Here is a 14,562-nt window from a genome sequence, read left to right on the forward strand (position 1 = left end):
TCTGCCCGGAAAGGTTCAAAAGGGCCCTTTTTTGCAAAAACATGTGCACTTTCCTAAAACATTTATTGTAATGACTTCTTGTTTGATGTATAATTACCAAGACTGATGCTGCGGGCGGCCGCCCGCAGGTTTCAATGTAAATAGAAGGAGAGGAAACAGATATGAGCTATTCCGCGCAAAATATACGAAACGTTTGCCTGTTGGGGCACGGCGGCAGTGGAAAGACTTCTCTTGCCGAAAGCGTGCTCTTTCTGACAAACGGTACCGACCGTCTCGGAAAGGTTGCCGACGGAAACACCGTTTCCGATTTTGACGCGGAGGAAATCAAACGGCAGATCTCCATCTCTTTGACGGCGCTGCCGGTGGAATACGGCGGATACAAGCTCAATCTGCTGGATACGCCGGGGTATTTCGACTTCGCCGGCGAGACTGCGGAGGCGCTGCAGGTTGCGGACGCGGGCCTTATCGTATGCCCGGCCAAGGGAGGCATCAGCGTCGGAACCGAAAAGGCCTGGAAATATCTGCAGGAGCGCAAGCTCCCGCGGGCCATCTATATTTCAAAAACCGACGAGGAAAACGGAGACTTCAACGCTGTGTTCCATGCGCTCCGTGAAAAATACGGCAATGCCGTCTGCCCCGTGATCGTACCCATCTGGAACGCGGACAAACGGGTGACCGGCATTGTGGACGTGGTGCGCCGGAAGGCCTTTGAGGTCAAAAACGGGAAACGTGTGGAAATCGACGTTCCCGCGGACAAGGTGGGCGCCATAGACGAATTTTACAACGCGCTTATGGAGACCGTGGCCGAAACCAGCGAGGAGTACATGGAAAAGTTCTTCTCGGGAGAGGCCTTTACCTACGAGGAGATTGTTTCGGGGCTTCGCAAAGGCATCCGCGACCTGTCGCTGGTACCCGTTTACTGCGGAAGCGCCGTCACCGGCCTCGGCACCCTGCCGCTTCTGGACGGGCTTGTGAGCCTTTTCCCCTCTCCTCTGGAACGGCCCGCGGTTCCGGGAACCGACGCCGCGGGAGAGCCGACGGAGGTGGCGATCGATCCCAACGGTCCTGCCTGTGCCCTCGTGTTCAAGACCGTATCCGACCAGTACGGAAAGTTCTCCTTCTTCAAGGTGATCTCCGGCTGCATCACCACGGATCTGGTGATGACCAACGCCAGGACCGGCGGAACGGAAAAGATGGGCCATATCTTTTTTATGAAGGGCAAGAAGAGCACCGAGGTGAAGGAAATCTGCTGCGGAGATATCGGAGCGGTGGCTAAGCTCAACGAAACCAAGACCGGCGATACTCTGTGCGATTCCAAGCGGGTGGTTTCCCTGGCCCCCATTCCCTTTGCCGAGCCCTGCTATTCCATGGCGATTTTCCCGAAGGTCAAGGGGCAGGAGGATAAAATCTCTTCCGGTCTCCAAAGGCTTTCCGAGGAGGATCCGTCTTTCTCTGTGGTTAACAACGGCGAAACCAAGCAGATGGTCGTGACCGGAGCCGGAGATATCCAGCTGGACGTGCTTTGCTCCAAGCTCAAGAACCGCTTCGGCGTGGATGCCGAGCTGCAGCCGGCCCGCGTCGCTTACCGGGAAAAGATCCGGAAGAAGGTCAAGGTCCAGGGAAGACACAAGAAGCAGTCCGGCGGACATGGGCAGTTCGGAGACGTATGGATCGAGTTCGAGCCGGGAGACACCGAAGAGCTGACCTTTACCGAGAATATTTTCGGCGGAAGCGTGCCGAAGAACTTTCATCCCGCGGTGGAAAAGGGTCTTCGGGAGTCAGTGCAGCGGGGCGTTCTGGCGGGATACCCGGTGGTTTTCCTGAAGGCAACTCTGGTGGACGGCTCCTACCACCCGGTGGATTCCTCCGAAATGGCCTTTAAAACGGCCGCGTCTCTGGCCTATAAGGCGGGCCTTCCCCAGGCGGGCCCCGTGCTGCTGGAGCCTATCGGCTCGCTGAAGGTGACGGTGCCGGACAGCTATATGGGCGACATCATCGGCGATCTCAACAAGCGCCGCGGCCGCGTCATGGGCATGAACCCCACCGGAACGGGTGATCAGGTGGTGGAGGCCGAGGTGCCCATGGCCGAAATGGGCAGTTATGCCATCGACCTGCGGTCCATGACACAGGGCAGGGGATCTTTCAGCTTTAATTTCGTGCGCTATGAGGAAACGCCTCCGGCGATCCAGCAGAAGGTGATCGAGGACGCCAAGGCAACCATGGATCAGGGCGAATAAAAGAGTTTCGATTTCATTCAAAAAGGGGCGTTTTGCAATGCCGGCGGCATTGCAAAACGCCCCTTTCCGGTTTTTCGGATCGTTTCCCGCAAAGGACCTGCCGCCGGGCGCTTTCCATCGAAATCCTTTGGGGGAGGTTGCTGTTGCAAAACTGCAAAGTCATGATACAATAGATGGTAACTGCAAGCCTCGCAGGGAGGTGACGGCATGTACGGTGAAGAGGTTTGGCTGAAAATCCAGGAGCTGAAGCGCCTGACCGAGGAACTGGAGGGAAAACCCCTTATCAGCGGGGAAGATAAAACGGAGCTGAAGCGCTGTGCCGGGGAGCTGCTGCGGGAGTATAACGCCTATAAGGCGGAAAATATCAACTTCAAAGCCGTGGTGGACAATCTGGTGGAAGGGGTCTACGTGACCGACCGGCGTGACGTCACGCAGTACGTAAACCCCGCGTATCTCAAGCACACGGGCACCCAGAGAGAAAAGGTCCTGGGACGAACGGTGCAGGAAATCGTCGACGAGGGCATATTGTATCGGGAGCCTCAAAACGGGGAGCAGCGCAAAAGCACGCCGGATGTTCTGAAAAGCAGAGACGGTCACGTGATCCGCGGATATGTTACAAGTATCCCCGCGTTTGACGAGGGAGGGGATCTCCGGAGGGTGATCGTGAGTGTGTTCGACACGCAGAAGCTGAAGATCCGGGAGGACACTTCCCTCCACCGGCACGGCGGAGAGGAGCCCATCGAGATATGGGAGGACTTCGGCAAAGAGGGAGACAACCCCATGATCGGCTCGGATCCCTCCATGCGGAAGATCAAGCGGACCATCCTGCGCGCCGCCCCGACGGACGTGACCATCCTGATCACCGGGGAATCCGGCGTGGGGAAGGAAGCCGTGGCGGATAAAATCTATCAGTTCAGCAAACGCGGGGACGGGCCGTATGTGAAGGTAAACTGCGCCGCCATTCCCACGAACCTTCTGGAGTCGGAGCTTTTCGGCTATGAAAAGGGCGCGTTTACCGGGGCCAACCCCGCGGGCAAGGCGGGACTCTTCGAGCTGGCGGATCACGGAACCATCCTCCTGGACGAAATCGGAGATCTGTCCCCGGAGCTGCAGATCAAGCTCCTGCGGGTACTGCAGCAAAAGGAACTGATGCGCATCGGAGCGACACGGCCCACCCGGCTGGACGTGCGGATCATTGCGGCCACCAACGCGGACCTGAAAAAAAAGATTTTGGAAGGCAAATTCCGGGAGGATTTGTATTACAGGCTCAGTGTAGTTCTTGTCGACGTGCCTCCTCTGCGGGAGCGGAAACAGGATATCGGGAGGCTCACGGGGTATTATTTCGAGAAATACTGCCTCAAGCACGGGCGAAAACTCCGGCTCACGGACGAGGCCAGGATGCTTTTTCAGAGCTATGAGTGGCCCGGGAACGTGCGGGAGCTTCAGAACGTGATTGAAAACGCCGTTATCTGCTCGGAGGGAGAGCAGGTGGAAGCTGCGGGATTTTCCGAACGGCTGGGGTTCGAAACGCCGCCGACGGCGGGGGAGCCCTTCAGCCTGCAGAGCGCTTTGGACAGCTATGAAAAGGGCCTCATCGAGGCGGCGCTGGCGGAAACCGGCGGAGTAAGGCGAGCCGCGGCATTCCTCAATGTGGATCCCTCCACCATCTCCAGGAAGGCAAGAAAATTCTGCATTCGGATCGAACATAAAGACAAATGACGAAGACGTTTTTCCCACTGGTGGGGAATCATAAAAGCCGGCTGATTTCAGCCTGAATATAACAAAATTCGGCGTGCCGTCCGCCGGAACGAACGGCAGAGGCCGCGCTCAAAATACAGCCGGGGCAGACGCCGGCGATATCCGGGGAGCGGCGCAGGGAGAAAACGTATGATCGAACACATTAAGGGGAATATCTACCGCATCTTTGTTCCCCTCCCCAGAAACCCCCTGAAATATCTCAACAGCTACTTCATCCGGGGAGAAGGAAGAAGCCTGCTGATCGATACGGGATTTCGGCAGGAGGCCTGCCGGACCGCCCTGGAGGAAGGCCTGAAGGAGCTGGGGGCGGATATGGACCGGACCGATATCTTCCTCACCCACGTCCACGCGGACCATTCGGGACTGGCTCCCAGCATCGCCTCAGAGGACACCCGAATTTTTATCAGCAGTACGGACGCGGTCTTTCTGGAGATAGCGGACAGGGCGCAGCGGTGGAAATCCTTCGACGTCATGTATCTATCCGAGGGTTTTCCCCTGGAGGAGATCAAGCAGGCCACGGGGCACAATCCCGCCAGGGATCTGTCTCCGGAAGCCTATTCCAAATACATCCACATGGAGGACGGAGACATGCTCCACTACGGGGGGCACGACCTCAAGTGCATCCTGACGCCGGGCCATACGCCGGGACACATGTGCCTGTACGACGAAAAAGAGAAGATCATGTTTCTGGGGGACCATGTGCTCTTCGACATCACTCCCAACATCGTCCGCTGGGTCACGGTGGAAAACTCGCTGAAAAACTATCTGGAAAACCTCAAGAAGATCAGCGGGTACGAGATCGAACTGCCGCTGCCGGCCCATCGGGAGGTGAGCGGCACGGTGAAGGAGCGGGCGGAGAACATCCGGAAGCATCACGAGGTGCGGCTGCAGGAGGCACTAAACGCAATCCGGGAGTACCCGGGCATGACGGCCTATCAAACCGCCGGGCATATGACCTGGGACGTCCGAAGCGATTCCTGGGAGACCTTCCCCCTGGCGCAAAAATGGTTTGCCGTGGGCGAAACCCTTTCCCATCTGGACTATCTCCGCCTGGAGGGGAAGATCCGGAGGGAAGAGCGGGACGGAGTTGGCATTTATTTTGCTGTATAATTGAATAGATCCTGAAAACAGAATTTTTCCTGAGAAAAATTCTGTTTTCGCATATTCAGGGTCCGAAACGGAGGACCGAGACGGGAGAAGAGAAATATGAATCTGGAGAAAAACGGCGCGGAACTGGAAGGAAAGGTGGCCATTGTCACCGGAAGCACACGGGGAATCGGACGGGCCATTGCCGAAGCGCTCGCCGGAGCGGGGGCCTCGGTGGTTGTCACCAGCCGGAACCAGCAGGACTGCGACAGGACGGCCGCGGAGCTGGAAACATTAGGCCACAGCGCCCTGGGCATATCCATCGACGCGTCGGTCCCCGAACGGGTACAAACGCTTGTAGCCAAGACCACAGAACACTTCGGGAGACTGGATATCCTGGTGAACAACGCGGGCATTGGCGGCGAGGAAAAACCCATATTGGATATGACGGAAACGGAGTGGGACAAAACACTTTCCATTAACCTCAAGGGCGCATATTTCACCGCCCAGGCCGCAGCCAGGCAGATGAAGGCGCAGGGTACCGGGGGAAGAATCGTCAACATCGTCTCTCTTGCGGGAATCCTGGCGCCCAAATACGCCTCACCCTACAGCGCCGCCAAGGCGGGTCTCATGCACCTGACCAAAATCATGGCAAACGAATGGGCGCGCTACGGTATCCGCGTCAACGCGGTGGCCCCCGGATACATTGAAACCGATATGACGCGGGATCTGATGGCGGACGAAAAAAACGCCAAGGCCGTCATGTCCAAGATTGCCCTGCGGCGCTTCGGGAAGGCTTCCGACGTGGCGGGAGCAGTACTGTTTCTGGTTTCCGGCGCGTCGGACTATGTCACCGGCGTCACCATCCCCGTGGACGGAGGTATGCACGCGGTCTGATATTGCTATGCAAAAGGTTAGTAAAACGCGTTGCAAAAACGCAACGGCGTTGCGCAACGGCAGATTTGCTTCGGAGAGAACGCGGTTCTCAAAAAAGAGAGTAAGCAGTTGAAACGGTGTTGCATCACCGCAACAAAACCGTTTCCGTACCTGATACGCAAATGCCGGATTAATGAGCATATAAAAAAATCTCAACATTAACACTTTCAATCAAGGAGGAAAAACAAATGGGCATCGGAACCTATGAAGAATATGCGGAACGTCTTCGCAAAATGAAGCACAACGTTTATTTCAACGGCAAGAAATGGGGCCGGGAGGGAGACTATATCAGCGGCGGTATGTACGCCATACGGCAGACCTTCGACTGCGCCCACGATCCCAAGTACGAAGACGTCTGCACCGCCACCTCCCATCTGACAGGGGAGAAAATCAACCGCTTTACCCACATCCACCGGTCCAAGGACGACCTGCTGAAAAAGCAGCTCATGACCCGGCTCCTCTGCCACAGAGTGGGCGGCTGCATCCAGCGCTGCATGGGCGTGGATGCCCTCAACGCCCTTGCCATCGTCACATACGACTGCGACCAGGCCAACGGGACCCATTACCACGAGCGGTTCAACAAGTATCTGGAATACAGCCAGAAGTACGACCTGGTGGCCAACTGCGCCCAGACGGACGTGAAGGGCGTCCGGGGCGTGCGCCCCTCCGACCAGCCGGATCCGGACCAGTATGTGCGTATTGTGAAGGTGCTGGAGGACGGCATCGTCGTCCGGGGCGCCAAGATCTGCAATTCCATCGCGCCCTATGCCGACGAGATCATCGTGACCCCCACCCGCTTCATGGGGGCCAAGGACGCGGCCTACGCCGTGGCCTTCGCGCTGCCGGGAGACTGGGAAGGCGTCAAGCTCATGGCCCTGCCCGGAAAACACCCCAAGCGCCATCACCTGGATTCCCCCATGTCCACCGTTGGCGATGTGGAGTCCATGACCATATTCGACGACGTGTTCGTGCCCAACGAGCGTGTCTTCATGAACGGGCTGGAAAACCCAGACGTGGTGCAGTATGCGGGGTACCTCGCACTGATGTTCGCCCATTTCCACCGGCACTCCTACACCGGATGCAAGACGGCGGTTTCCGAAGTGATCGCCGCCCAGGCGGCGCTGGTGGCAGATGTCAACGGCATCGCCAAGGAGGACCACGTGCGGGAGAAAATCTCCCACATCATCGGTACGGCGGAGCTGGTGTTCGCCGCGGGGCAGGCCTCGGCTTACCGGGCGGTGGAATTCCCCAACGGCTCCTGGGTGCCGGACGAGATCCTCACCAACGCGGGACGGAGAATCGCGGGCCAGGAGATCTATCACGAGTATTCCATCCTGGCGGATCTCACGGGAGGCATCTGCGCGTCCCTTCCCACGGAGCTTTCCTATTACGACCCGGAGACGGCGGAGCTCTGCAACAAATATATCGTCCGCAATCCCAAATACACCGCCGAGGAGACCCACCGGGTGATGCGGATGATGGAAAACAAGCTGTGCGATCCCTTCGAGGGCGCTCAAATGGTGGCGGGCGTACACGGCGGCGGTTCGCCCCTCATGGAGACCATTACCATGATGTCCCGATACGACCTGGAGCCGCTGAAGGATATCGCCAAGTACTTAGCGGGCATCAATAAGGATCTTCCGCGATATGAACGCCCCACGGCCACGCCCAGAGCCATGCTGGACAAATTTAAAAAGACCCAGAAGTAATCTCACTTTGCAATGGAAACCCGGGGGCGGCCGCGGATTCGGCGGTTGTCCCCGGGCGTTCCGGCGATACGGCGGGTTTTCCGCCGGGGAGAGGAGCGATATCATGGAAAAGGAAGTTCGGATGCCCAGTTTCGACCTCACGGGAAAAACAGCCATCGTGACCGGGGGCACCAAAGGCCTGGGGTACGGCATCGCTGTGACCTTCGCCCGGTTTGGCGCGAACGTAGTCATCACCAGCCGCACCCCGGCGGACTGCCTGCGGGTGCAGGAGGAAATCCGGGCGTCGGGACACCGGTGTCTGGGAATCCCGGCGGATTCCTCGAAAAAAGAGGACATCGACCGGGTGATGGAGGAGACCCTGAAGACTTACGGAAAACTGGATATTTTAGTGAACAACGCAGGGATCAGCGGAAAAACCGCTCCCATTTTGCAGCAAAGCGAGGAGGACTTCGAGAAGGTCATCGATACCAATCTCAAGGGGGTTTTTCTGTTTGCCCGGGCGGCTGCCGAGCAGATGGCGCGCCAGGGGACGGGAGGAAAAATCCTGAATATGGCTTCTATCGGCGCTCTGATCGGCGGCAAAGGAGTGGCCCCTTACGGTGCTTCGAAAGCGGGCGTGGTGAGCCTTACCAAGACCATGGCCAACGAATGGGCCAGGTACGGGATTACGGTAAATGCGGTCTGTCCTGGGTACGTGATCACGGAGCTGAACCAGGACGTGTTTGCCGATCCGAAAATCCGGGAAATGATGGAGAAGCGAAACCCGCTGCGCAGGCTGGGAAGGGTGGACGAGATTTCCGGCCCGGTCCTGGCCCTGGTCTCCGACTGCTTCGGATATATGACGGGCACCACGATTGTGATCGACGGCGGGAAGACCATCGGAGAATAAGGAGAAGTATGAAAATCACGGGCCGTTTTCTCCGCGGCTGAGAAGCAGGAAAACGGGAGGATTCAGATGGAATATCAGTGGATCAATTATCAGAAGGAGGACGGAGTCGCCACCGTCACCCTCAACCGTCCCCAGGCCTATAACGCGCTGAACGCGGCGATCAACAGGGATTTGCTGGCCGCGCTGGACGAGATCGCGTCTGATGCAGACGTTCGGGTACTGATTGTCACAGGGGGCCCCACGGTATTCGCCGCGGGGGCCGACGTGACCGAAATGGCCGATGCCGCACCCATGGAGGCCTATCGGCTCTGCGGGGACGGCAGGCGGATCAATCGGATGCTGGAGGAGCTTCCCATCCCGGTGATCGCCGCGGTGAACGGGATGGCTCTGGGCGGGGGCTGCGAGTTAGCGCTGTCCTGCGATTTCAGGGTGGCGGGGGAAAAGACGGTGTTCGGACTGCCGGAGGTAAGCCTGGGAATCCTGCCCGGAGCGGGGGGGACGCAACGGCTTACCCGCCTCATCGGCGCCTCCCGGGCCAAGGAGATGATTTTGCTGGGCAGGCGGGTCTCCGGCACGGAGGCTCTGGCCATGGGCCTTGCAAACGCCCTGGTTCCCGACGGCGAGGTCTACACAGAGGCGATGCGCATGGCCAAGAAACTGGCCGGCATGCCCAGACTGGCGCTGGAATACGCCAAGCGGGCCATTGGCGCCGGAGAGGAGTTCGGCCGGGAGGCCGGGCTGGAGCAGGAGCGCCTGTGCTTTTCCATGCTCTTTTCCACGGAGGATCAGAAGGAGGGCATGAAGGCCTTCCTGGAAAAGCGGCCGCCCAGCTATTCGGGACGCTGAATGTTAATCAGTCAAAAGCGGGAGGGTATCATATGAAAGAAATCAAAACGATAGGAATCCTGGGCGCGGGGACCATGGGAGGAAATCTGGCTCAGCTTGCCGCGACGCGCGGATTTGAGGTTCTGCTGTACGATATCGAAGCGCGCCAGCGGGAAAACGCACTTTCCAGGACGGCCGCCGCCCTGGACAAAGGGATCTCCAGGGGAAGCGTCACCGGGGAGGAAAAAGAAGCCGTCCTGGGGCGCATCCAGGGCACCGCGTCGCTGGAGCAGCTGGAAGCTGCGGATTTTGTCATAGAAGCCGTGGTGGAGGACCTGAAGGTCAAGCAGGAGTTGTTTTCCAGGCTGGACGGCATCTGCCGGGAGGACACGGTGCTCTGCTCCAACACCTCGTCCATGTCCATCACTTCCATCGCGGCAGCGACAAAACGGGCCGACAGGGTAGCCGGGATGCACTTTTTCAATCCACCCACGGTCATGAAGCTGGTGGAGGTGATCCGGGGATATCACACCAGCGAGGAAACCGCGGAAACCGTGAAGCAGACGGCGGCCGCTCTGGGAAGAACGCCCGCGGAGGTCAGGCGGGACACGCCGGGCTTTGTGGTCAACCGGTGCCTTTTCCCCTTTCTGCTGGAGGCGATTCACATCTACGAGGAAGGGATCGCCACCAAGGAGGACATCGACACGGCGGTGAAGCTGGGTCTCAATTTTCCCATGGGGCCTTTCGAGCTGATGGATCTGGCGGGACTGGACACCTTTATACCGATTACGGAATACTTCTTCTCGGAGTTCAAGGATCCAAAGTGGAACGCGCCCCAGTCCATCCGCGCCGTCATCCGGGCGGGCCGATACGGCAGGAAAAACGGCAGGGGCTGGTATACTTACTGATGCCGCATATTTCCCGCAGATTGGGAAAAGCGGCTCCCCCTTTCTGAAAGAAAGGGGGAGCCGTTTTTTCGGTGAATTTACCAATGTTCCTTTTTGCCGGATTATGAATCATTTTGCGTTATTGATGTAAAAATATAAGAGAATATTAAGAATTCGTTTATAAAAAACCCGGGGAATCCCGCGGCGGCCCATGCTATAATATGCAATCAAAGGAGAAACGACGAAAGAGGGAGCATTCTTAAAGGCGCTTTCGCCAAACACCCGAAATTGCCGAAAGCGGGAAAAAACCGGCCGCACAGTGGCGTTGAAATCCGCGCAAGGGGAGATATAATAATATTTTAGGTTGGAAGGAATCGCGAATTTATACTGTTATTCTATAGACATGCGCCGGCTGCGCATGTCTATACCTGCCGCAGATCGGCAGGCGGCGGCAGCTGCCGCCAAATCAGCCGCACCGTATTTATCCTGAGGAAACCCTCAATATTTCAGCAGGATAAATACCAGCAGGATTTTGTGTTGGAATCAGGAGGAAGGAAGTTTGCTTGCGACAATTGGTTATTTTAATATCGTAGTCTTTATTCTATTGGGGGCGCTCTATTTTTATCAGGCCGTTTATGTGGCCGTCGTTCTGTTTTCCAAAAAGAAAAAAGCCCAGGAAAAAGTCCCGGAATTTCACAAGTATGCGGTATTGGTTGCCGCCAGAAATGAAAGCGCGGTAATAGGACAGCTCATCAGCAGCGTTAAAAAACAGAATTATCCGCCTGAACTGGTGGATATCTACGTCGTAGCGGACAACTGTACGGACGACACCGCCGAGATTTCTCAAAACGCCGGTGCGACAGTGTATGAGCGCTTCAACCGGACGGAAGTGGGGAAAGGATATGCCCTGGACTATGTTCTGGGGCGTATTGAGCAGGAGCACGCCGACGAGGGGTACGAGGGATACTTTGTATTTGATGCGGACAACCTGCTGGATCCGAACTACATACGGGAAATGAACCGGCTTTTCGATCAAGGATACCGGGTGGTCACCAGTTACCGGAATTCAAAGAATTATGGTTCCAACTGGATCTCCGCTGGATACTCCCTGTGGTTTCTGCGGGAATCAAAGTACCTGAACAACGCGCGCATGCTGCTGGGCACTTCCTGCGCCATATCAGGAACGGGTTTTCTGATGCATAAGGACATCGTCCGGAAAAATAACGGCTGGAAGCATCACCTGCTCACCGAGGATATCGAATTTTCCGTGGACAGCGTGCTCCAGGGAGAAAAAATCGGATACTGCGGCAGCGCGAAGCTGTACGACGAGCAGCCGTGCACCTGGTCCCAGTCCTGGAAGCAGCGCCTGCGCTGGTCCAAAGGATTTTATCAGGTATGCTGGCATTACGGCACAAGGCTGCTGAAAGGCATTTTCACGGGGCGCAGCTTCGCCCATTACGACATGTTCATGACCGTGATGCCCGCGCTGTTTATCTCTTTGGGCAGCATCGGCGTGAACCTTCTGTTCCTTCTGTTCGGACTGTCCAGCACTAAAGTCGCGGCGGTGTTGGTTCCCCTGGCGCTCAGAGCCATTTTCATGGGGTTTGTCAACTACTACCTGATTCTTTTCTCCTTCGGGGTGCTGACAACCATCACGGAATGGCGGGAGATTCACTGCCGGCCCGTAAAAAAACTGCTGTATACCTTCACCTTTCCCATCTTTATCTTTTCGTATATCCCCATCTCCATCGAGGCTCTGTTCCGCAGAATAGAATGGACTCCCATCACCCATACCATCGGCACCACCATAGAGGAAGTGCACGGGGCGTCCTGGGCGCCCAGCCGGGAGGGAAGACGAACCGCCTGACGTTCTCCCGCCGAAGACTCTTGTTTATTAACTTTAAACCGCGCAGAGTACGGCTCTGCGCGGTTTATTTATTTTTCGGGATCACGGATATTCCGCTGTTTTCAGGAAAGACGCGGTATGATACTATTGAATACGGAAATAACGATCGGATTTTATAGCCGGAACCCGGCCATATACAGGAAAGGCAGGAGAAAAACATGGAAATACGGGACATCCTCAGGCGCGTGGATCACACGCTGCTGCGCCAGACGGCCACCTGGGACGAGATCCGCAGCCTCTGCGACGAGGGGGTTACTTTCAAAACCGCTTCGGTATGCATTCCCGCAGCCTATGTGAAGAGGGCCGCGGATTATCTGGAAGGAAGGCTTCCCGTCTGCACCGTCATCGGCTTTCCCAACGGGTACAGCACAAAGACCGTCAAGTGTTTTGAGACGGAGGATGCGGTGGGAAACGGCGCTTCGGAAATCGACATGGTGATTTCATTGGGCGCGCTCCGGGACAAACGGTACGGAGAGGTGCTGGAGGAGATCCGTTCCGTGAAAGCTTTTTGCGGGGGGCGTCTTCTCAAGGTCATCGTGGAAGCCTGTCTTCTCACGGAAGAGGAGAAGATCGCGGTCTGCGGCATCGTATCGGAATCCGGGGCGGAATACATCAAGACCTCCACGGGGTTTTCCACAGGCGGTGCGACCCGGGAGGACGTCGGACTGATGCGTCGGTACTGCGCTCCACATGTCAGAATCAAGGCCGCGGGGGGCATCCGGACGCTTCAGGACGCGGAGGATTTTATCACCCTGGGAGCCGACCGTCTGGGTACCAGCTCGATTGTAAAAATCGTGAAGGAAATGCGCGGAGAAGAGGGCTGATCCGACCCGGAGAAAGGTGCGGCGCAGAGCATTTTCACGCGTGTTTTTTTCCGCGGAGGAACAGAGCTCCACAACCCGGATCGGGCCGTATTTCTGTGTAAAATGTCACATAAACTGCAAAAACCGGTTGCCCTTTTGTATAGGTTGGGTTATAATAATCCCGTAGTCAAAGGCTACAGAAAGAAAGGAAGGAAGACTGCATGAAGATTAAAAAGTTGCTGGCATTGTCTCTTGCGCTGGCAATGGCGCTGGCACTGGCCGCCTGCGGAGGCGGTTCCGCCACCACCACGGCCACGCCGACTCCCACCGCAGCGGCGAATACATACGAGCTTGCGCTTATTACGGACATCGGGACCATCGACGACAAATCCTTCAACCAGGGCGCCTGGGAAGGACTGGTACAATACGCGGAAGAGCACAATATCACCCATCAGTACTATAAGCCCACGGAAAAATCCGACGCGGAGTACTTAAATGCCATTTCCCTTGCCGTAGAGGGCGGCGCGAAGCTGATCGTAACCCCGGGCTATCTCTTTGAAAGCTCCATTTACGAGGCTCAGACGCTGTATCCGGACGTAAAGTTCGTCCTGCTGGACGGGCAGCCCCATACGGCCGACTACAAGACCTATGAAATCAAGGACAACGTATACTCCATCTTTTACGCCGAGCAGCAGGCGGGCTTCCTGGCCGGCTACGCGGCCGTGAAGGACGGCTTCACCAAGCTGGGGTTCCAGGGCGGCATGGCTGTTCCCGCCGTTATCCGGTACGGCTACGGTTTTGTCCAGGGCGCCGAAGCGGCGGCCAAAGAGATGGGACTGCCGGAAGGCTCCATCTCCATCAAGTACAATTACTCCGGCGACTTTGCCGCAACTCCGGAAAATCAGACCCGGGCCGCCTCCTGGTATGAGGACGGAACCGAGATCATCTTTGCCTGCGGCGGCGCGGTAGGCAATTCCGTCATGGCGGCGGCGGAAGCCGGCAAGGACAAATGGGTCATCGGCGTGGACGTGGATCAGTATGCCGAGTCCGACACGGTGATTTCCTCCGCCATGAAGATGCTGGGGACCTCCGTATACAACGCCATCAGCGATTTCTATAACGGCAGCTTCCCGGGCGGCCAGATCGTCACACTGGACATCGCAGTTGACGGCGTGGGTCTCGCCATGGATAACGCCAAGTGGAGAACCTTCTCCGCCGCGGACTATCAGAAGCTCCATGACGCCATGGTGGCGGATACCGACGGCATCGCTTCCTCCATCCTCACGAACACCGTGGGTGATACGGACGGAAACGGAACTGCCGACGAGTTCTCTGATTTCCTGGTGGCAGCCAACCTGAAGTATGTCACCATCACCGAAGTGAAATAACACAAATTGCATACGTCAATCGGGAAGGTGTCCTGTGGCACCTTCCCGATTGACGTACGGAGCTTTGCGCGGAAGAAAAGGCAGGCGGCTTTAAGAAGGATGGACAAGGCGGAGCTTTGGGCGTGAAGCCGTCCCGGT

The 14,562-nt window shown here is 57.0% G+C and carries 11 protein-coding genes; all 11 read left to right on the forward strand.

Features of this window, described 5'->3' with window-relative positions:
- Positions 1 to 161 precede the first annotated feature (161 nt).
- The 11 genes from B9A13_RS10435 to B9A13_RS10490 all read left to right on the forward strand — a co-directional run bounded on the left by B9A13_RS10435 (position 162) and on the right by B9A13_RS10490 (position 14,424).
- Positions 162 to 2,237, forward strand: a complete 2,076-nt coding sequence (locus B9A13_RS10435) for an elongation factor G (protein ID WP_084235100.1) — start codon at positions 162 to 164, stop codon at positions 2,235 to 2,237.
- 207 nt (positions 2,238 to 2,444) lie between these two features.
- The gene (locus tag B9A13_RS10440) at positions 2,445 to 3,956 is read left to right on the forward strand and encodes a sigma-54 interaction domain-containing protein (protein WP_084235101.1); all 1,512 of its coding nucleotides are present in this window, start codon (positions 2,445 to 2,447) and stop codon (positions 3,954 to 3,956) included.
- 168 nt (positions 3,957 to 4,124) lie between these two features.
- Positions 4,125 to 5,105, forward strand: a complete 981-nt coding sequence (locus B9A13_RS10445) for an MBL fold metallo-hydrolase (RefSeq protein ID WP_084235102.1) — start codon at positions 4,125 to 4,127, stop codon at positions 5,103 to 5,105.
- A 96-nt stretch (positions 5,106 to 5,201) separates the two neighbouring features.
- Positions 5,202 to 5,978 (forward strand): SDR family NAD(P)-dependent oxidoreductase, encoded by a 777-nt coding sequence (locus B9A13_RS10450; protein WP_084235103.1) that lies wholly within the window; start codon positions 5,202 to 5,204, stop codon positions 5,976 to 5,978.
- A 227-nt stretch (positions 5,979 to 6,205) separates the two neighbouring features.
- Entirely contained in the window at positions 6,206 to 7,726 is a 1,521-nt protein-coding gene (locus tag B9A13_RS10455) for a 4-hydroxyphenylacetate 3-hydroxylase family protein (protein WP_084235104.1), read from the forward strand.
- Positions 7,727 to 7,829: 103 nt separating this feature from the next.
- Positions 7,830 to 8,615 (forward strand): SDR family NAD(P)-dependent oxidoreductase, encoded by a 786-nt coding sequence (locus tag B9A13_RS10460; RefSeq protein WP_084235105.1) that lies wholly within the window; start codon positions 7,830 to 7,832, stop codon positions 8,613 to 8,615.
- 66 nt (positions 8,616 to 8,681) lie between these two features.
- The gene (locus B9A13_RS10465) at positions 8,682 to 9,461 is read left to right on the forward strand and encodes an enoyl-CoA hydratase/isomerase family protein (RefSeq protein ID WP_084235106.1); all 780 of its coding nucleotides are present in this window, start codon (positions 8,682 to 8,684) and stop codon (positions 9,459 to 9,461) included.
- Between the two features lie 32 nt (positions 9,462 to 9,493).
- A complete protein-coding gene (locus B9A13_RS10470; RefSeq protein ID WP_084235107.1) occupies positions 9,494 to 10,348 on the forward strand; it encodes a 3-hydroxyacyl-CoA dehydrogenase family protein in 855 nt (284 codons plus the stop codon).
- Between the two features lie 538 nt (positions 10,349 to 10,886).
- Positions 10,887 to 12,194, forward strand: a complete 1,308-nt coding sequence (locus B9A13_RS10480; RefSeq protein WP_084235109.1) for a glycosyltransferase family 2 protein — start codon at positions 10,887 to 10,889, stop codon at positions 12,192 to 12,194.
- A gap of 197 nt (positions 12,195 to 12,391) precedes the next feature.
- Positions 12,392 to 13,057: a deoxyribose-phosphate aldolase gene (deoC, locus tag B9A13_RS10485; RefSeq protein ID WP_084235110.1), complete on the forward strand. Its 666-nt coding sequence runs from the start codon at positions 12,392 to 12,394 to the stop codon at positions 13,055 to 13,057.
- Positions 13,058 to 13,263: 206 nt separating this feature from the next.
- A complete protein-coding gene (locus tag B9A13_RS10490) occupies positions 13,264 to 14,424 on the forward strand; it encodes a BMP family lipoprotein (protein ID WP_423241269.1) in 1,161 nt (386 codons plus the stop codon).
- Positions 14,425 to 14,562 lie beyond the last annotated feature (138 nt).

The sequence above is a fragment of the Papillibacter cinnamivorans DSM 12816 genome (genome assembly GCF_900176335.1).
In the GTDB taxonomy this organism is placed as follows: Bacteria; Bacillota; Clostridia; order Oscillospirales; family Oscillospiraceae; genus Papillibacter; species Papillibacter cinnamivorans.